The following is an 18908-nucleotide window of genomic DNA, read 5'->3' on the forward strand; positions in this document are numbered from 1 at the left end:
CCGGCCGGTGCCGGCGCCCACGAGCGCGGGCTCGCCCTGCGCACCCTCGTCGGGGTCCACCTCGGCGGCGACGTCCTGCGCCACCGTCTCGGGCATCGCCACGCGGCCCGCGCCGACGTAGCGCGGCTTCGCCGCCGAGATCATCAGGCGCTCGCGCGACAGCCCGGACAGCGCGTGGCCGTCGCGGAAGAACCGCATCCGCGCGATGAGCTCCATCATCGGGTGCGTGAACCACACGACGACGGCGACGTCGATCACCGTGGTCAGGCCGAGGGTGAACGCGAAGCCCTGCACGCCGCCCACGGCGAGGTAGTACAGGATGATCGCGGAGATGAGGTTGACCGCCTTGGCCGCGTAGATCGTGCGGCGGGCGCGGCGCCAGCCGCGCTCGACGGCGTACTGCAGCGAGCGTCCGTTGCGCAGCTCGTCGCGGATGCGCTCGAAGTACACGATGAACGAGTCGGCGGTGAAGCCGATGGCCACGATCAGGCCGGCGACGCCCGCCAGGGACAGGCGGTAGCCCATGCCCCAGCTCAGCAGCGCGATGGTCGCGTACGTGATCAGGCCCGCCACGACCAGCGACGCCACGGTGAGCAGGCCGAGCGTGCGGTACTGGAACAGCGAGTAGACGACCACGAGCAGCAGGCCAATGAGGCCGGCGACGAGGCCGTTGCGGAGCTGCTCCGAGCCGAGGGTCGCGGAGATCTCCTGCTGGCTCTGCACCTCGAAGGTGATCGGCAGGGCGCCGAAGCTCAGCTGGTTGGCCAGCGTGGCCGCGCTGTCGCGGGTGAACTGGCCGGTGATCTGCGCCTGACCGTTGGTGATCGGGCCGTTGGTGATCGACGGCGCCGAGACGACGAGGCCGTCCAGCACGATCGCGAACTGGTTGCGCGGCGACTCCAGGGAGTTCAGGCGCGTGGTGGTGTCGGAGAACTGGCGCGCGCCCGTGGAGTCGAAGTCCAGCATGACGCCCCACTCGTTGGTGGTGACGCCGTTCGGGCCGGCGACCAGGCCGGAGGTCGCGTTCCTGATGTGGGTGCCCTCGAGCTCGACCGGGCCGAGGATCCACTTGGTGGTCCCGTCGGTGGAGCAGGTCACCAGCACGGCGTCCGGGTCGTCGCCGCCGCCGCCCTTGAGGTTCGCCGGGTCGGTGCAGTCGAGGTTCTGGAACTGCTCCTGGATCTCCGGGGTGATCTGCGCCAGGTCGCTCGGGTCCGCGGCGGCGGTGCCGGTGTCACCCGAGGGGGACGGCGACGGCGACGGCGAGGCCGACGGGTCCGCGGCGGCCGGCGCCGGCGCGGGCACGGTGCCCGCGGCGCTCTTGCCGGCCGGGCTGGAGCCGGCGCTCTGCGACGCCGACGGCGCCGGGCTGGCCTCGGCGGAGGCCGACGGCTCCGGGCTCGCGGCGGCGTCGCCGGAGGCCGACGGCTGCGGCGTCGGCGTCCCCATGCCGTACGTCAGCACGGGACGGAACCGCATCTGCGCGGCCTGGCTGACCAGGTCGACGGTCTCCTGCGAGGGGCGGCCGGGGATCCCGACGACGATGTTGGCCCCGCCCTGGCTCGTGATCTCCGCCTCGGTGACGCCCGAGGAGTCGATGCGCTGGCGGATCACGTTGATCGCCTCGTTCACCGTCTCGTCGGTGACCCGCGACCCGTCCGTGGTGGTCGGCGTCAGGATGATCTGGGTGCCGCCCTCGAGGTCGAGGGCGAGGCCCGGCGTGAGGCTCGCGCCTGCAGGGTTCTCGGTGGTCCGCCCGTCGAGCTGCGTGCCGACGACGAGCCCGGCGATCGGCAGCAGGATGGTCAGGACCATGAAGATCACGAGCGTGCGTACCGGCCGCGATCGCCGCGTGCTGGAGTTGGCCAACGTCAGTCTTCTCTCTGGTGCGCGCCGCCGGTGTGGTCGGCGCGGGATGGTGCCGGCCGGGGCGGCCCGGCCGGCACTGCGTCAGTGATGGGTCACTTGCCCTCGGCGTCGCCGTCGGCCTTGCGCTGCTGGTCCCGGTACTCGCGCTGGGCGGTGTCGAGGCCAGAGATGTCGTCCGGCACGTCGATGACGTCGGCAGAGCTGGACCCTGCCGGCGCGATGGTACCCGCCGAAGCCGACGGATCGGTGTCACCGGCCTCGACGGCGGTGTCCGCGGGCGCGTCGACGCGCTTGGCGATCGCGGCCCGCAGCCAGCGCGAACGCGTGCCCGGGGTGGACTCGATCGTGATGATGTCGTTCGCCTCGTCGACCTCGACGATGGTGCCGAACATGCCGGAGCCGGTCATGACCTCCTGGCCGGGCGCGAGCTCGTTGCGGAACGCCTGCGCCTCCCGCTGCTGCTTGCGCTGCCGCGACGTCATGAAGAACATCAGGCCGAGCAGCACGACGATGAGGATGAGGAAGGAGAGATCCACGGAGAGTCCTTGGTCTGGTGCGGTCGTGTGGTGCGTCGGCCCCTGCCCGGCGTGCGGCTGGGCGACCTGTCAAGTCTAGGCGCCGACCTTCATCCAACGTCGCCGGCCGCCGCCGGGTTCCCGCCGCCGAGGTCCTCGAAGAGGGTCCCGGCCGCGGCGCCCGGCGCCCCGGCGGGCGCGACGAGGCCCAGGTGGGCCCACGCGGCCGGCGTGGCGACGCGGCCGCGCGGCGTGCGGGCGACGAAGCCCTCGCGCACGAGGTACGGCTCGGCCACGGTCTCGACCGTGTCGGGCTCCTCCCCCACCGTCATCGCGAGGGTCGACAGCCCGACCGGGCCGCCCGCGAACCGGCGGCACAGCGCGTCCAGGACCGCCCGGTCGAGCCGGTCGAGGCCGAGCGGGTCGACCTCGTAGACCTCGAGCGCCGCCTGCGCGGCGTGGTGGTCGAGCACGCCGTCGCCGCGCACCTGCGCCCAGTCGCGCACCCGGCGCAGCAGCCGGTTGGCGATGCGGGGCGTGCCCCGCGAGCGTCCCGCGATCTCGTGGGCGGCCGCGTGCTTGATCTCCACGCCGAGCAGGCCGGCGGACCGGACGATGACGCGCTCCAGGTCGGCGGCGTCGTAGAAGTCGAGGTGGCCGGTGAAGCCGAACCGGTCGCGCAGCGGCGCGGGCAGCAGGCCCGCGCGCGTGGTGGCGCCCACGACGGTGAACGGCGGCAGCGCCAGCGGGATCGCGCTCGCCCCGGCGCCCTTGCCGACGACGACGTCGACGCGGAAGTCCTCCATCGCCACGTACAGCAGCTCCTCGGCCGGGCGGGCCAGGCGGTGGATCTCGTCGATGAACAGCACCTCGCCCTCCTCGAGCGAGGACAGCACGGCGGCGAGGTCGCCCGCGTGCTGGATGGCGGGCCCGCTGGTCACCCGCAGCGACGTGCCCAGCTCCGAGGCGATGATCATCGCCAGGGTGGTCTTGCCCAGGCCGGGCGGGCCGGACAGCAGCACGTGGTCCGGCGGTGCGCCGCGCGCGATGGCCGCCTGCAGCACCAGCGACAGCTGGTCGCGCACGGTGGCCTGGCCGACGAACTCCTCGAGCCGCTTGGGGCGCAGCGCGGCCTCGGCGGCGCGCTCGACGTCGTCGGCCGACGCGGTCACCAGCCGCTCGCTGGTGAACTGCGGTTCTTCGTAGCGGCCGTCAGCCACGGCGTCCGCCCAGCGAGCGCAGCGCCGCCCGGAGCGTGGCGGCGACGTCGGCGTCGGACACCGCCTCGGCGCCGGAGTCGGCCAGCACGGTGGCGACCGCCTCCTCGGCCACCTTGGCCGTCCAGCCGAGGCCGACCAGCGCCTCGACGACCTGGTCGCGGCGGTCGCCGGGGGCGGCCTCGGGGGCCGCGGCGCCCTCGGGCGCCTCGGCGTCGGGCGCGGCGAGCTTGCCGCTGAGCTCGAGCACGATCCGCTGGGCGCCCTTGGCGCCGATCCCCGGCACGCGGGTCAGCGCCTTGACGTCCTGGGTGGCGACGGCGCGGCGGATGGCGTCCGGGGTGTGCACGGCCAGCATCGCGAGCGCGATGCGGGGACCGACGCCGGAGACCGACTGGACGGTCTCGAAGATCTCCCGCTCGGCGGCGTCCGCGAACCCGTAGAGCGTCATCGAGTCCTCGCGCACCACGAGGGTGGTGGCCAGGTGCGCCTCCTGGCCGACCCGCAGGCCGGCGAGCGTGGCGGGCGTGGCGAGCACGAGGTAGCCGACGCCCCCGACGTCGAGCACCGCTCGGTCGAGCGTCACGTGCGAGACCACGCCGGTCAGGGAGGCGATCACCCGGGCTCCTTCCGTCGAACACCCGTACGACGGGCGCCACTCTAGCAATCGGCGGCGACACGCCGTCGGCGGCGCCGGCAGGGCCTCAGCGCGCGACGCGGCGGGCGCGGCCGCGGGCGGCGTGCTCCGCCGCGGCCCAGGCGCGCTGGGCGGGCGTGAGCTCGTGCCGGTCCCCGCCCTGCAGGGCGCCGGCGGGCCGCCACAGGTGGGTCACCGCGAGCGCCAGGGCGTCGGCGGCGTCGGCCGGCTGGGGCGGCTCGGCCAGACCGAGGATCTGCTGGACCATCCGCTGCACCTGCTCCTTGCCCGCCCGGCCGGAGCCCGTCACCGCGGCCTTGACCTCGCTGGGCGTGTGCAGCGCCACGGGCACGCCGCGCCGGGCGGCCGCCACCATGGCGAGCCCGGCGACCTGGGCGGTGCCCATGACCGTGCCGACGTTGTGCTGGGCGAAGACGCGCTCGACGGCGACGACGTCGGGCACGTGCTCGTCGAACCAGGCGTCGAGCCGCTCGGCGACGTGCAGCAGGCGCAGGTCGGGGCTCGTCTCCGGCGCTGTGCGGATCACGCCCACGGCCACGAGCTCGGCGCGCCGGCCGGACAGCGAGTCGATCACCCCGACCCCGCACCGGGTCAGGCCCGGATCGACCCCCAGAACGCGCACACCCTCACCCTCTCACGAGGGCGAGGGTGCGGCGGGGCAGGCGCGCGGCGACCGTCACTCCTCGTCGAGCGCCGCCATGACCTCCTCGGAGGCGTCGAAGTTGGCGTAGACGTTCTGCACGTCGTCGCTGTCCTCGAGGGCGTCGATGAGGCGCATGATCTTCCGGGCGCCCTCGACGTCCACCTCCACCTGCATCGAGGGGTGGAAGATCGCGTCGGCCGAGTCGTACTCGATCCCCGCGTCCTGCAGCGCGGTGCGCACCTGCACGAGGTCGGTCGCCTCGCACAGCACCTCGATGGTCTCTCCCTCGTCCGTGACCTCCTCGGCCCCGGCGTCGAGCGCGGCCAGCATGACGTCGTCCTCCGTCACGCCGTCGGACTTGGGGACCACGACGAGGCCCTTGCGGGAGAACAGGTAGGACACCGAGCCGGGGTCGGCCAGCGTGCCGCCGTTGCGCGTGAACGCGAGGCGCACCTCGGAGGCCGCGCGGTTCTTGTTGTCGGTGAGGCACTCGACCAGGACGGCGATGCCGTTGGTGCCGTAGCCCTCGTACATGATCGTCTGGTAGTCGGCGCCACCGGCCTCCTGGCCGGAGCCGCGCTTGACGGCACGGTCGATGTTGTCGTTGGGGACCGACGACTTCTTGGCCTTCTGGATGGCGTCGAACAGCGTGGGGTTGCCCGCCGGGTCGCCGCCGCCCGTGCGCGCCGCGACCTCGATGTTCTTGATGAGCTTCGCGAAGAGCTTGCCACGCTTGGCGTCGATCGCCGCCTTCTTGTGCTTGGTCGTGGCCCACTTGGAGTGACCGGACATGCGCTACCTAACTCCTTCGCGAATCTTCGACGAGGCGGGCGAACAGCGCGTGCACGCGGACGTCACCCGTGATCTCCGGGTGGAACGCGGTCGCCAGGAGCCTCCCTTGACGTGCTGCCACGATCTTACCGGCGGCGGCCCCCGCGTCCCTGCCGTCCGCCGTCGTGGCCGGGATCCGCGCCAGGACCTCGACGCCCGGGCCGGCCTGCTCGACCCACGGGGCGCGGATGAACGCCGTGCGCACCGGGCCGCCCGGGACGCCGGCCACCTCGAGGTCGGCCTCGAACGAGTCCACCTGGCGGCCGAAGGCGTTGCGCCGCACGAGCACGTCCATCCCGCCGAGCGTGCGCTGCCCGGCCGCCCCGCCCTCGATCCGGTCGGCGAGCAGGATCATGCCGGCGCACGAGCCGTAGACCGGCATGCCCTCGGCGATCGCCGCGCGCAGCGGCTCGTCGAGCTCGAAGAGCCGCAGCAGCTTGTCGATCGTCGTGGACTCGCCGCCGGGCACGACGACGCCGTCGACGGCCTCCAGCTCGCTGCGGCGGCGCACGGCCACGGCGCGCGCGCCCACCGCCGCCAGGGCGGCCGCGTGCTCGCGGACGTCGCCCTGCAGGGCGAGGACGCCGATCGTCGGGCCGGCGGCGAGCCCGCTCGCGGCGCGGGCCGCGGCGCCGGGCGCGGGGACGGTGGCGGCCGGGCCGGCCGGCGGGGTCACGGGGACTGTCACGGCCCAGGATTCTAGGCGCGGTCGGGCCGCAGCGGGTGAAATCCGGGCCGGTGGGCCGAACCGGCCGCCGAGGGCATGGTCACCGTCACGGGCGCGTGTCAGGATTCCTGAGTCGCACGACATGGCGATCCAGGGGGCGCCACCACCTGTCTGCGGCCCGTCGTCAGCGGGTCGCGTCAGGGGGCCCACCCGACGCCGTGGGCCTCCTTCGACGAGGGTGAGCGGGCGCGGCCGCGGTGGCGGCGCGTGGCCGCGCCGCCCCTGCCCCGCGCACCGCGGCCCTCGTTCCCCCCGTTCCCGGAGCCCGGCACCGGGCTCCGCTCCTGCCTCCCGCGCCGGCGGAGGAAGGAGGAGCGACATGGTCCACGACGCCGCGGCCCGCCTGGTGCCGCCCGTCCTGCCCCCGCTCGCGGTCGACCCCGTCGCCGCGCCGACCAGCGCAGCCCCGACGCCCGGGCACACCCGCCGCACGCTGCCGGCGGCGCCGCGGGCGGTGCCCGCCCACCTCAGACCGGAGGCCTGACCGGGCGCGGCGCGACGCCGGCCCGCCACACCCCCACCACGCACCCACCTGCGCACCTCGAGCGCGCGGGCCGTGCCGGGCGCGCCCCGACGCCGCCCGCGGCAGGTGCCCGTGACCGTCCGCCCCTCAGAGCTCCGAAGGCGAGCGCACCGTGGTCAAAGACGCACACCGAGCCGCGTCCCCCTCCCTGCCCGTGTTCTACGACCCGCGCGGCCGGCGCCAGCGGTGGGTCGTGGCGAGCATCGTCCTGGCCGTCCTGGCCGCCGCCCTCCTCGCGCTCCTCGTCGCGCCGCGGGTGCTGGCGCCGACCTGGCCCGCCGCCCGGAACGCCGACGTGTCGTACCCGGAACGGCTCCTCGCCCAGGGCGCGGAGGACGACATGCCGGTGCTCAGCGAGGACGGCGGCTTCGTCTTCCAGCGGGTGGCGCTCGTCGAGCGCTCGGGCTCCCGGGTCGTGCTCAAGGACCCGTTCAGCGACGAGGTGTTCCGCGAGCCGTCGGCGGAGGAGCTCGAGCAGATCGGGGACAGCCCGTACGTGCTCGAGACCTACGGGCGCCCGGCGGACCGCCAGCTCATGCTGACCTTCGACGACGGACCGGACCCGCAGTTCACGGCCGCCATCCTGGACGTGCTGTCCCGCGAGCACGTGCCGGCCACCTTCTTCGCGCTGGGCTCGAACGTCGACCGGTACCCGGAGCTGGTCGACCGGGCGGTCCGCGAGGGGCACATGGTGGGCAACCACACGATGAACCACATCGACTTCTACGCCAACGACGCGACGCTCAACCGCTTCGAGCTGATCGGCACCGACCGGCTCGTGCGCGCGGTCGCCGGGTACCAGACCCGCCTCTTCCGCATCCCCGAGGGCGACCCGTACGACAACCCGCGCGCGGTCCTGCAGGCCCAGCAGCTCGGCTACCTGCACGTGGACTTCGACCTCGACACGCTGGACTGGGACCACCCGCCGGGCGAGGAGATCCCCGTGCCCGAGCTGGACGGCGAGGGGCACGTGGTCCTCATGCACGACGGCGGCGGCGACCGGGCGCAGACGGTGGTGATGCTCGAGCGCCTGATCGCCGAGGCGAAGGCCCAGGACTACGAGTTCACGACGCTCGCGCCGCTCCTCGACGCCCGGAGCATGCCGCGGGAGGAGGTCTCGCCGGACACGGCCGACTACGCCACGCTCGTCGCGACGTCGAGCGTCCTGGTCGCGCCCAAGAACCTCGGCACGTGGCTGTTCTGGTCCGGGATCATCTCGCTGACGGCAATGTCGCTCCTGTACGTCGTGCTGGCCCTGATGGAGCGGCGGCGGCAGCGCAAGGCGTGGGCGATGATGCCGCGGCCGCGCGACCTGCCGATGGTGAGCGTGGTCCTGCCCGTCTTCAACGAGGAGCGGGTGATCACCAAGACGCTGGACGCCCTGCGCGCCAGCGACTACCCCAGGTTCGAGGTCATCGCGGTCGACGACGGGTCCACGGACGGCACCCTGGGGCTCCTGCGCGCCTACGCGCTGCGCTGGGGCCGCCTGCGGGTGCTCACCCAGGAGAACGGCGGCAAGTCGCGGGCGAGCAACAACGGCATCGCCCACGCCCGTGGCGAGGTGGTCGTCACCCTCGACGGCGACACCCTGTTCGAGCGGGACACCGTCCGGATGCTCGCGCGCCACTTCGTCGGCCCCGACAACGGCAGGCCGGTCGGCGCGGTCGCCGGGCTGGTGAAGGTCGGCAACCGGTGCAACCTCCTGACCGCCTGGCAGAGCCTCGAGTACATCTCCGGCATCTGCGTGACGCGCATGGCCGAGGGCTTCGTCGGGGCGATCTCGATCGCGCCCGGGGCGTGCGCCGCCTGGCGCCGCGACGCGCTCCTGCAGATCGGCGGCTACTCCCACGACACGCAGGCGGAGGACGCCGACCTCACGCTGTGCGTCCAGGCCCTGGGGTACGGCGTGGTCCAGGACAACGAGGCGGTGGCGTGGACCGAGGCGCCCACCCGGCTGCACGCCCTGGCCAAGCAGCGGCTGCGCTGGACCTACGGCAACATCCAGGCCCTGTACAAGCACCGGGACATGCTCTTCCGGCCGCGCTACGGCGTGCTCGGCCTCGTCACGCTGCCGTACGCGCTGATCTCGGTCCTGGTGCCGCTCGTGTTCATGCCGTTCGTCGTCCTGGTGGCGGTGACCAGCATCGTGGGCGGCAACTGGGAGAGCGTCGCCGCGTTCGCCGCCGCCGTGGCCCTCATCCACCTGATCATCTCGATCGTCGCCATCCGGCTGGTCCACGAGCGGCCCTGGCACCTGCTGGTCGTGCCGATCTACCGGCTGGTCTACGAGCCGCTGCGCGCGTACGTGCTGTACGGGTCGCTGGTGCGGATCGTGCGCGGCAGGATCGTCGGCTGGTACCGCCCGGAGCGCACCGGGACCGTCGTCGCGACGGCGCCCGCGCGGGTGCCCGAGCCCGTCGCGTGAGGGCGGTCGCGTGAGGGCGGCCGTGTGAGGGCGGCCGTGTGAGGGCGGCCGTGTGAGGGCGCGGGCACCGCTCACGCGGGGTCGTCCGCGACCTGCTCCAGCAGCAGGCCGGCGTCGAAGACGCCCGCGGGCTCGGCGCTGGTGCCGCACACCCCGTCGGACTCGCCCGGCGCCTTGACGTAGGCCTCCTCGACCCACGCGTCGGGGTCGAAGACGGTGTCGGGCAGGGTGCCGACCCGCTCGCCCTCCGGGTTGCACCACTCCAGGAGGTCGCCGGTGTCGGCAGCCCCGTTCATCGAGCTGTCGACCAGGACGTGCACCCGCCGCCCCAGCGCGTCCCACAGGTCGGCGGCGTAGTCCCGCAGCTCGGCCACCGGGCGCTGGTTGGAGACGTTGAGGGCGACGCCGGTGACGAGCGTGCCGTCGGGGTCGACCCGCTCGACGAGCTCGGCGGCCACCCGCGGGGCGAGCCACCGGGAGTGGCCGACGTCGAGGTAGACGGCGGTGCGCGGGTTGCCCTCCTGCAGCACCGCCAGGGCGTCGTGCAGCATCTGGACGCGCGCTGCCTGCCGGGCCGCGTCCATGTCGGGCACCGCCGCCAGCGCGTCGGGCTCGAGCACCAGGACGGCGGGCGTGTCCCCGATCGCGTCGCTCACCGAGCGGATCCAGGCGAGGTAGTCGTCGGCGTCCGCGCTGCCCCCGCTGGACTCCCCGCCCAGGTCCCGGTCCGGGATGCTGTAGGCGACGAAGAGCGGCACGGAGCCCTGCGCGGCGGCCGCGCGCAGGTTGTCCTCCACCGCCCGCGGGGTGTCCGTCGGCGGCCCCGTGAGCCACTGCGCGACGGGCGTCTCCAGCAGCGCCTCGATCCGGCGCTGCGAGCGGGCGTCCGGCGCCTGCCGCAGCGCCGCGGCCAGGTTCTGGAAGTACTGGTCCTGCGCGTCGAGGAGGTAGTCGGCGCGCCCCGGTGCGTTGCGCTCGACCGGCGCCCGCCCCGACGTCTCGGGCGGTGCGGGCTCCTCGCCGCCCGTGCACGCGGTCAGCGCCGCGGACGCCGCGACGCCGCAGGCCAGCGCCGCCCAGCGGCGCAGCGCCCCGGGCGGTGGCGCGCACGACGCCGCGGCCGGTGCTGGGCGCGCACGACCGCGAGGGGGGTGCCGGGGCGGTCGAGTCACCATCGCGCGGCCTTCCCGATCTCGGCGGCTGTGCCATCGACGCAGCTGCGCGACTCCCCCGTCCCGGTCCGCGCGCCCCGAGCGCGGCGTCCCGGCGTCGCTCGCGTCCCAGGCTAGCCCGCCCGCGCGACGGCGCACGCGCGGGGCCGCACGGGCAGGGCCGCACGGACGGGGCCGCACGGACGGCCGTCAGCCCTCGGCGACCGCCTCGTCGTCGTTCTCCGTGCCGAGGTGTCGCACGACGCCGTCCCACCCGCCCGCGAGGGCCTCGACGACGTCGGGCAGCACGGTCGGGAACACCTCGTGCGGCTGGGCCCGCAGCTCGTCGGCGCTGAGCCAGCGCAGCTCGTCGAGCACCTCGCGCTCGACCTCCGTCCAGCCGTCGGCGACCGGCACGTGGCCGGCGCCCACCCGGGCGACGAAGAAGACCTCGTCCTGGCGGCAGGTCTCGGCGAAGAAGTGGAAGATCCCGGCGCGGGTGAGCACCGGACCCTCGAGGTCCTCGGGGGCGAGCACCAGACCCGCCTCCTCGCGCAGCTCGCGCAGCGCCGCCTCGACCTCCGTCTCGCCGGCGTCGATCCCGCCGCCCACGGTGAACCACCACGAGCGGTCCGGCTGGTCGGCGTCGTGGCCGCGCACCAGCAGCGCGCGCCCCGCGTCGTCGAGCACGATGACGCGCGCCGCGCGCCGGTGGCGCAGGCCGTCCTCCCCGAGCACCCAGTCCGGGCCGAGCGAGGTGGTGGTGGCCAGCCCTTCCTCGGGCGTCACCGGCCGCGCTCCGCCCCGCGCGGCGGCGCCGTCCCGGCGTCGACGTCGGTGCCGCGGTCCAGCACCGGTGACCCTGCGGCGACGAGCCAGGAGCAGCGTGGGATGTGCATGCCGCAAGGCTAGTCCCGCCTGCCGTCCGCGCCGCGCGGCCGGCCGTCGAGAGCCTCGCCCGGCGAGCGCGGAGCGAGCGCCGGGAGGTCTCGTGCCCGTGCCGGCACGCCGGCGGGGCCCCCGGACGGTCGTGGGGGCGCGGCGCCGGGGGCGGGGGCGCGGGCCCCCCGCGGGGGGGGGGCCAACCCACCCCGCGCGGGCCCGGCCCGCCCCCGGGGCGCCCCCCCCGGCGGGTGGTGGCCCCGGCCGGCGGGGGCGCCCCCCCCCCCCCCACGGCGGGGCGGTCTCCTACCAGCCGCGCTCGGCCAGGCGCACCGGCGCCGGCTCGGCCTCGACGTTGATGCCCACCATCGCCTCGCCGAGGCCGCGCGAGACCTTGGCGATCACGTCGGGGTCGTCGTGGAAGGTGGTGGCCTGGACGATCGCCTTCGCGCGGGCCGCCGGGTCGCCCGACTTGAAGATGCCGGAGCCGACGAACACGCCTTCGGCGCCGAGCTGCATCATCATCGCGGCGTCGGCCGGGGTGGCGATGCCGCCGGCGGTGAACAGCACCACGGGCAGCTTGCCGGTGCGCGCCACCTCCGCGACCAGCTCGTACGGCGCCTGCAGCTCCTTGGCGGCGACGAACAGCTCGTCGGTGGGCAGCGACGTCAGCCGGCGGATCTCCTGGCGGATCTGCCGCATGTGCGTCGTCGCGTTGGAGACGTCGCCGGTGCCGGCCTCGCCCTTGGAGCGGATCATGGCGGCGCCCTCGGTGATGCGGCGCAGCGCCTCACCGAGGTTGGTGGCGCCGCACACGAACGGGACCGTGAAGGCCCACTTGTCGATGTGGTTGGCGTAGTCCGCCGGCGTCAGCACCTCGGACTCGTCGACGTAGTCGACGCCGAGGGACTGCAGGACCTGCGCCTCGACGAAGTGGCCGATGCGGGCCTTGGCCATCACGGGGATGGAGACGGCGTCGATGATGCCCTCGATCATGTCGGGGTCGCTCATCCGCGCGACGCCGCCCTGGGCGCGGATGTCCGCCGGCACCCGCTCGAGCGCCATGACGGCGACCGCGCCGGCGTCCTCGGCGATCTTCGCCTGCTCGGGGGTGACCACGTCCATGATGACGCCGCCCTTGAGCATCTCCGCCATGCCGCGCTTGACCCGCGCGGTGCCGACCTCGCCGAGGCCGGCCTCACCGGCGCCGGGACGCGTGCTGCTCTCGCTCACTTCTGGGACCTTCTCTCGCTGTGGTGCCGCCGGCCTCGTGCGGCCGGCGTCACGATCCTAAGCGCGCACAGCGGGCCCGGAACCCGCCATCGCGTCGGGCATCTGGTCGTCGAGCTCGACGGTGCGCGGCGACGGCGCCCGACCGGCCAGGTGCAGGGCGCGCACCCACCAGTGCCGGCGCACCCGCTGCGCCTGGGCCACCGCCTCGTTGTGGAAGCGCCGGGCGAGCTGGGCGCGGTACCACGTGGCCACGAGGGTGGCCAGGAGCTGCTCGCCAGGCGGGCCGGAGCGCAGGTCGGCGAGCACGTCGGCGTCACCGAGGGCGGAGCGCAGGGTGGCCGACAGCGCGCTCTCGGCGCGCTCGCGCCCCGCACCGAAGCCGTCCATCGCGAGGGCCTGCTCGGGCGAGGCGACCGGGCCGGCGTCGTCCACGACGGCGTAGGCGGCGTCGGCCACGAGCACGCTCGAGGCCGGGTCGAGCAGCCCCGAGCTCGCGAGGTCGACGGCGGCGCTCGCGCGCCGCACGAGCTGGGCGTCCAGGGCGATGCGGGAGGCGGCGACCTTGCGGTGCAGGCGGTCCAGCCGGGAGGCGGACACCCACGCGAGCCAGACCCCGACCGCGACGACGACCAGCGCCGCAAGGGCGGTCTCGGACCAGCTCATCGCCCGCTCCCCGCCTCGACGCCGTCGCCGCCGAGCAGGCGCCACGGCCCGCGGCGCCCGGCGGCCTGGCGCACGGGCATGGCCTCGCCCGCGGCGACCGCCATCTCGTACACGGCGAGCACCTGGTCGGTGACGGTCGACCAGTCGTAGCGGCGCACCCACGCGGCCGCGTGCTCGCGCCGCGCGGCGGTCGCGGCGCGGTCGGCGAGCGACTCGAGGACCGCCCGGGCGAGGTCGTCGGCGTCGCCGGTGCGGAACAGCGCGCCGGCCGCGCCGTCGTCGAGCACCCGGCGGAACGCGCCCAGGTCGCTGGCCACCACGCCGGCGCCGGCGCTCATCGCCTCGACCAGCACGATGCCGAAGCTCTCGCCGCCGGTCTGCGGGGCGACGTACAGGTCGACGGAGGACAGCAGCGCCGCCTTCTCGGCGTCGCTGATGCCGCCGAGGAACTCGACGCTGCCGGCCAGCGGGCCGAGCGTCTCGACCGCCTCGTCGCGCCCGGCGTCGCCCTGGCCGGCCACGAGGAACCGGGCGCCGGGGTGGGCGGCCAGGATCCGCGGGATCGCGGCGGTGAGCACCTGCAGGCCCTTGCGCGGCTCGTCGAGCCGCCCGAGGAACGCGACCGTGGGCGCCCCCGGCGTGCCCTGCCACCGCGGGTCCGGGGACGCCGCGGCGAAGGTGTCGGCGTAGACGCCGTTGGGGATGACGACGGCGTCGCCGCCCAGGTGGTCGACGAGCGTGCGGCGGGAGTCCTCCGAGACGGCGACCCGGGCGGCGATCTTCTCCAGGCTCTGGCGCAGCAGGGGGAAGGCCACCTGCAGCGCGCGGGAGCGCACCTGGGCGCTGTGGAAGGTGGCCACGACCGGGCCCTCGGCGATCCACAGGGCGAGCATCGACAGGCTGGGGGTCATCGGCTCGTGCAGGTGCAGCACGTCGAACGCGCCGCTCTCGATCCAGCGCCGCACCCGGGCCGCGGCACGGGGGCCGAAGGTCAGGCGGGCGACCGAGCCGTTGTAGCGCACGGCCACCGCCTTGCCGGCGGGCACGACGACGTCCGGCACCGGCGTGTCGTCGTCGGCGGGCGCGAGCACGGAGACCTCGTGGCCGCGCGCCTGGAGCGCCTGCGCGAGGTCGCGCACGTGGAACTGGACGCCGCCGGGGGCGTCGAAGCTGTACGGGCACACGATGCCCACCCGCAGCGGCCGGCTCGCGTGGGGCGCCGTCACAGCTCCCCCGCCTCCGCCCGCGTCTTGGCGTACCGCTCCGGGTCGAGGTCCTCGACGAAGACGCGCTGCAGCATGTGCCAGTCCTCGGTGTGCTCACGCAGCGCCGCGGCCAGGTGGTCCACCCAGCCCTGCGTCATGGCCGCCACCTGGCGGCGGCGACGCTCGGGCGCGGGCAGGTCGGGGTCGCCCGGCGGGACCTCGACGAACGGCGAGAACCACACGACGATCCCCCACGGGGTGCCGGCCGCGCGGCGGCGGGCCCCGGTGAGGCGCTCGTACGTGATCGCGGCGGTGACGAGGGGGACGTTCGCGGCCAGGGCGAGTGCCGCGGGCCCGGCCGCGACCCGGGCGCGGTGGCCGGCGAGGTCGACCTCGACGCCCGACGCCGCCAGGTCGCGGTCGGCCAGGAGCGGCACGACCCGGTTGCCGCCGCGCGCGCCGCGCACGAGCCGCCGGAAGACGTCGGGGTCGCCGAGCCCGAGCACGTCGATGCCGATGGACCGGCGGAAGCCGACGAACTCCTCGAAGAGCGCCTCGGGCTTGAGCCTCTCGGCGACCGTGAGCACCGGGGCGAGGTTCGGGGTGGCCCACGCGCCGGCGAGGTCCCAGTTGCCCAGGTGCCCCAGCGCGAGGGACAGGCCCCTGCCGCTCGCCACGTGCTCGACCACGTGGTGGCCGTCGGCCAGCCGCACCCGCGCCCGGATCTGCTCGGGCGTGGCGCCCTGGAGCGTGAACGCCTCGCGGAAGTACCGCATGTAGGAGCGCATGCCCGCGCGGGCCAGGCGGCGCACCGCGGCGGGGTCGAGCTCCGGCCGCACGCGCGCGTAGTTCGCCTCCATCCGGCGCACGCCCTCGGTGCGCCGCAGCCAGGTGAGGTCCGCGACGGCGGTGAAGGCCGCACGCAGCACCGGCTCCGGGATCCGCGGCGCGTGCCGCCACGCGAACGTGTACGCCTTCGCGACGTCGACGCGCAGGCCCATCACGCCGCCCCGCCCGCGACGCCGCCCTCGCCGGCCACGCCCGCCTCGCGCGAGCGCAGCTGGCGGTGCACCGCGCTGACGCGCTGGACAACCGTCACGAGGCTCGCCACCGCGAGCAGGCCGAGCACCACGACGAGCACGAGGACCGGCAGGCCGAGCTGGACCAGCCCCGTTGGCACCAGCGCGATCACCAGGCGGTCGGTGCGCTCGGCGATGCCGACGTGGGCGTCGGCGCCGACGCTCTCGGCGCGGGCCCGGGCGTAGGGCACCACGCCGCCGAGCACGAGGCAGGCCAGCGCCGCGCCCGCGCCCCACGTGGCGTAGGGCTCGTCCGGGTGCAGCACGAACCACAGGGTGATGCCGGCGAACACGGCGCCGTCCGACACGCGGTCGAGCGTGGAGTCGAGGAACGCGCCCCACGGTCCGGACCGGCCCGTCATCCGCGCCAGGACGCCGTCGAGCGAGTCGAACAGCGCGAAGACGCCGATGAGCAGGGCGCCGAGGAACAGGTGGCCGGTGGGCAGCAGGCCCAGCGCCAGCGCCGTGACCACCACGGTGCCGGCGATCGTCACCGCGTCGGGCGAGACGCCCATCCGCATCAGGGCGGCCGCGAGGGGGGAGAAGACGCGCTGCATCGTCGCGCGCAGGCCGGAGAACATCAGGCGGTCTCCCCCGGCGTCGGCTGCTGCGCGCCCGGCACCTGCGCGCCCGGCACCTGCGCGCCCGGCACCTGCGCGCCCGGCACCTGCTCGGCAGACGCCACGACCGCCGGCCACGCCGCGGCGAGGCGGGCGCGGGTGTCGGCGAGCAGCTCGGGCAGCGCCTTGGTCCGCCCGACGATCGGCAGGAAGTTCGCGTCCCCCAGCCAGCGCGGCACCACGTGCTGGTGCAGGTGCGCCGCGATCCCGGCGCCGGCGACCTCGCCCTGGTTCATGCCCAGGTTGAAGCCGGCGGGCGCGTAGACCGCCGTCAGCACCCGGATCGCGGTCTGCGTCATGCGGGCGAGCTCCACCGTCTCGTCGGCCGTGAGGTCGACGTAGCCGGGCACGTGCCGGTACGGCAGCACCATGAGGTGCCCGCCGTTGTACGGGTAGAGGTTGAGCAGGGCGAAGCAGGTCGCCCCGCGGGCGACGACGAGGCCCTGCTCGTCGTCGCCCGCGGCGATGCGGCAGAACGGGCACGCCGACGCCGTGGCGTCCGCCGGCTTGTCCTCGCCGCCGATGTAGACCATGCGGTGCGGCGTCCACAGCCGCTGCAGGTCGTCCTCCCGGGGGCCGAAGCCCGAGGCGTCCTCGACCGGCTGCCCCATCACACCTGCACCCGGTCGCGGACCGCGGCGACGATGCGCTCGACCGCCTCGGCGACCGGCACGCCGTTCTCCTGCCGCCCGTCCCGGTAGCGGAAGGAGACCGCGCCCGCCTCGGCGTCCTCGCCGCCCGCGATGAGCACGAACGGCACCTTCTCCTTGGCGGCGTTGCGGATCTTCTTGCCGAACCGGTCGTCCGACAGGTCGATCTCCGCCCGGATGCCCTGCGCCTTGAGCCGCGCGACGACGTCCTTGAGGTAGTCGTCGAACGCCTCGGCCACCGGCACGGCGAGCACCTGCACGGGCGCCAGCCAGGCAGGGAACGCGCCGGCGTAGTGCTCGATGAGCACGCCCATGAACCGCTCGATGGAGCCGAACTTGGCCGAGTGGATCATCACCGGCTGCTGCTTGGTGCCGTCGGGCGCGGTGTACTCCAGGCCGAACCGGGCGGGCTGGTTGAAGTCGTACTGCACCGTGCCCATCTGCCAGGTGCGGCCGATGGCGTCCTTGGCCTGGACCGAGATCTTCGGCCCGTAGAACGCCGCGCCGCCCGGGTCGGGCACCAGGTCCAGCCCGGTCTCGCGCGCCACCCGCTCCAGCACCGCGGTCGCCGAGGCCCAGTCCTCGTCCGAGCCGACGAACTTGTCGGGCTTCGAGTCGTCGCGGGTCGACAGCTCGAGGTAGAAGTCGGTCAGGCCGAAGTCCTTGAGCACGCTGAGCATGAAGTCCAGCAGGTGGCGCACCTCGCCCGGCGCCTGCTCGGGGGTGACGTAGGAGTGCGAGTCGTCCTGGGTCAGGCCGCGCACGCGGGTCAGGCCCTGCACCACGCCGGACTTCTCGTAGCGGTACACCGACCCGAACTCGAACAGCCGCAGCGGCAGCTCGCGGTAGGAGCGGCCGCGCGAGGCGAAGATCAGGTTGTGCATCGGGCAGTTCATGGCCTTGAGGCGGTACTTCGAGCCCTCGAGGTCCATCTCGGGGAACATCGTGTCCGCGTAGTACGGCAGGTGGCCCGAGGTGTGGAACAGCCCGTCCTTGGTGACGTGCGGCGTGCCGACGTAGGAGAAGCCCTCCTCGATGTGCCGCTGGCGGACGTAGTCCTCCATCACGCGCTTGATGACGCCGCCCTTGGGGTGGAACAGCGGCAGGCCGGAGCCGACCTCGTCCGAGAACGAGAAGAGGTCCATCTCGGCGCCCAGGCGGCGGTGGTCGCGGCGCTCGGCCTCGGCGAGCCGCTCCAGGTAGGCCTTGAGGTCGTCCTTGCTGGGCCACGCGGTGCCGTAGATGCGCTGCAGCTGCGGGTTCTTCTCGCTGCCGCGCCAGTAGGCGGCGGCGCTGCGCATGAGCTGCACGCCGTTGCCGATGAGGCGGGTGTTGGGCAGGTGCGGGCCGCGGCACAGGTCCTTCCAGACCACCGTCTCGCTCTCGCGCCCGGCGCCGCGGACGTTGTCGTAGATCGTCAGCACGCCGCCGCCGACCTCGACGTCCGCGCCCTCGGCGGCGTCGCCCGCGGAGCCCTTGAGGCCGATGAGCTCGAGCTTGTACGGCTCGTCGGCGAGCTCGGCGCGGGCCTCCTCCTCGGTCACGACCCGCCGCCGGAAGGTCTGGCCCTCCTTGATGATGCGCGCCATCGCCTTGTCGAGGGCCTTGAGGTCCTCGGGGGTGAACGGCGTGGCGACGTCGAAGTCGTAGTAGAAGCCGTCGGTGACCGGCGGGCCGATGCCGAGCTTGGCGTCGGGGTTGACCTGCTGCACGGCCTGGGCGAGCACGTGCGCGGCGCTGTGGCGCAGCACGGCGAGGCCGTCGGGCTCCGAGAGGGTCACGGGCTCGACGACGGCCCCCTCGGCCAGCGGCTGGTCGAGGTCGGTGAGCACGCCGTCGACGCGCACGACGACGACGTCCTTGCGGTCGGCGAACAGCTCGGCGCCAGTCGTCGGCGTCGCCACCGTCACCGCGCCCTGGGGCTCGCTGGGGGCTGAGGGGATCGACGAGGCGACGTCGGGCACGTGCTGCTCCTTCAGGTCGGTCCGGCCGGCAGACGAAGGCCGCCCGGCTCAGG

General features: G+C 74.8%; 18 protein-coding genes. 2 read left to right on the plus strand and 16 right to left on the minus strand.

Features of this window, described 5'->3' with window-relative positions:
- The 7 genes from secD to pdxT form a co-directional block, all read right to left on the minus strand.
- On the minus strand, window positions 1-1815 hold a 1815-nt coding region (secD, locus tag GSF02_RS11700), incomplete at its 3' end, for a protein translocase subunit SecD (RefSeq protein ID WP_159796531.1).
- Between the two features lie 146 nt (window positions 1816-1961).
- Window positions 1962-2405 carry a preprotein translocase subunit YajC gene (gene yajC, locus GSF02_RS11705; RefSeq protein ID WP_235915514.1) on the minus strand — a complete coding sequence of 148 codons (444 nt, stop codon included), beginning with the start codon at window positions 2403-2405 and terminating at the stop codon, window positions 1962-1964.
- 89 nt (window positions 2406-2494) lie between these two features.
- Window positions 2495-3604, minus strand: a complete 1110-nt coding sequence (ruvB, locus tag GSF02_RS11710) for a Holliday junction branch migration DNA helicase RuvB (RefSeq protein WP_159796389.1) — start codon at window positions 3602-3604, stop codon at window positions 2495-2497.
- A complete protein-coding gene (gene ruvA / locus GSF02_RS11715) occupies window positions 3597-4220 on the minus strand; it encodes a Holliday junction branch migration protein RuvA (protein ID WP_159796392.1) in 624 nt (207 codons plus the stop codon). The genes ruvB and ruvA overlap by 8 nt, the downstream gene beginning before the upstream one ends.
- An 85-nt stretch (window positions 4221-4305) precedes the next feature.
- Window positions 4306-4881: a crossover junction endodeoxyribonuclease RuvC gene (gene ruvC, locus GSF02_RS11720; protein WP_159796395.1), complete on the minus strand. Its 576-nt coding sequence runs from the start codon at window positions 4879-4881 to the stop codon at window positions 4306-4308.
- Between the two features lie 54 nt (window positions 4882-4935).
- Entirely contained in the window at window positions 4936-5694 is a 759-nt protein-coding gene (locus tag GSF02_RS11725; RefSeq protein WP_159796398.1) for a YebC/PmpR family DNA-binding transcriptional regulator, read from the minus strand.
- A 7-nt stretch (window positions 5695-5701) separates the two neighbouring features.
- Window positions 5702-6322: a pyridoxal 5'-phosphate synthase glutaminase subunit PdxT gene (pdxT, locus tag GSF02_RS11730; RefSeq protein ID WP_159796537.1), complete on the minus strand. Its 621-nt coding sequence runs from the start codon at window positions 6320-6322 to the stop codon at window positions 5702-5704.
- A 457-nt stretch (window positions 6323-6779) separates the two neighbouring features.
- On the opposite strand from pdxT, the gene GSF02_RS11735 reads away from it, so the two are divergent.
- Together GSF02_RS11735 and GSF02_RS11740 are read left to right on the plus strand one after the other, a co-directional pair.
- A complete protein-coding gene (locus tag GSF02_RS11735) occupies window positions 6780-6944 on the plus strand; it encodes a hypothetical protein (RefSeq protein ID WP_159796401.1) in 165 nt (54 codons plus the stop codon).
- Between the two features lie 151 nt (window positions 6945-7095).
- On the plus strand, window positions 7096-9408 hold the full coding sequence (locus GSF02_RS11740) for a bifunctional polysaccharide deacetylase/glycosyltransferase family 2 protein (RefSeq protein ID WP_159796404.1): 2313 nt from the start codon (window positions 7096-7098) through the stop codon (window positions 9406-9408).
- Between the two features lie 71 nt (window positions 9409-9479).
- Here the strand turns inward: GSF02_RS11740 and GSF02_RS11745 are convergent, their stop codons facing one another.
- From GSF02_RS11745 to thrS, 9 genes are all read right to left on the minus strand, one after another.
- Window positions 9480-10583 carry a glycoside hydrolase family 6 protein gene (locus tag GSF02_RS11745; protein ID WP_159796407.1) on the minus strand — a complete coding sequence of 368 codons (1104 nt, stop codon included), beginning with the start codon at window positions 10581-10583 and terminating at the stop codon, window positions 9480-9482.
- A gap of 186 nt (window positions 10584-10769) precedes the next feature.
- The gene (locus tag GSF02_RS11750; RefSeq protein ID WP_159796410.1) at window positions 10770-11348 is read right to left on the minus strand and encodes an NUDIX hydrolase; all 579 of its coding nucleotides are present in this window, start codon (window positions 11346-11348) and stop codon (window positions 10770-10772) included.
- A 399-nt stretch (window positions 11349-11747) separates the two neighbouring features.
- Window positions 11748-12674: a pyridoxal 5'-phosphate synthase lyase subunit PdxS gene (gene pdxS, locus GSF02_RS11755; protein ID WP_159796413.1), complete on the minus strand. Its 927-nt coding sequence runs from the start codon at window positions 12672-12674 to the stop codon at window positions 11748-11750.
- 57 nt (window positions 12675-12731) lie between these two features.
- Window positions 12732-13337: a hypothetical protein gene (locus tag GSF02_RS11760; protein WP_159796416.1), complete on the minus strand. Its 606-nt coding sequence runs from the start codon at window positions 13335-13337 to the stop codon at window positions 12732-12734.
- On the minus strand, window positions 13334-14536 hold the full coding sequence (locus tag GSF02_RS11765; protein WP_201308899.1) for a glycosyltransferase family 4 protein: 1203 nt from the start codon (window positions 14534-14536) through the stop codon (window positions 13334-13336). The genes GSF02_RS11760 and GSF02_RS11765 overlap by 4 nt, the downstream gene beginning before the upstream one ends.
- 23 nt (window positions 14537-14559) lie before the next feature.
- The gene (locus GSF02_RS11770) at window positions 14560-15537 is read right to left on the minus strand and encodes a phosphatidylinositol mannoside acyltransferase (RefSeq protein ID WP_408003892.1); all 978 of its coding nucleotides are present in this window, start codon (window positions 15535-15537) and stop codon (window positions 14560-14562) included.
- 5 nt (window positions 15538-15542) lie between these two features.
- Window positions 15543-16202, minus strand: coding sequence for a phosphatidylinositol phosphate synthase (gene pgsA, locus GSF02_RS11775; RefSeq protein WP_159796425.1), 660 nt, complete (start codon window positions 16200-16202; stop codon window positions 15543-15545).
- A complete protein-coding gene (locus tag GSF02_RS11780; RefSeq protein ID WP_159796428.1) occupies window positions 16202-16852 on the minus strand; it encodes an HIT family protein in 651 nt (216 codons plus the stop codon). The genes pgsA and GSF02_RS11780 overlap by 1 nt, the downstream gene beginning before the upstream one ends.
- Window positions 16852-18855: a threonine--tRNA ligase gene (gene thrS / locus GSF02_RS11785; RefSeq protein WP_408003890.1), complete on the minus strand. Its 2004-nt coding sequence runs from the start codon at window positions 18853-18855 to the stop codon at window positions 16852-16854. The genes GSF02_RS11780 and thrS overlap by 1 nt, the downstream gene beginning before the upstream one ends.
- Window positions 18856-18908 lie beyond the last annotated feature (53 nt).

It is taken from the genome of Puerhibacterium puerhi, assembly GCF_009846865.1.
GTDB classification, from domain to species: Bacteria; Actinomycetota; Actinomycetes; order Actinomycetales; family Cellulomonadaceae; genus Puerhibacterium; species Puerhibacterium puerhi.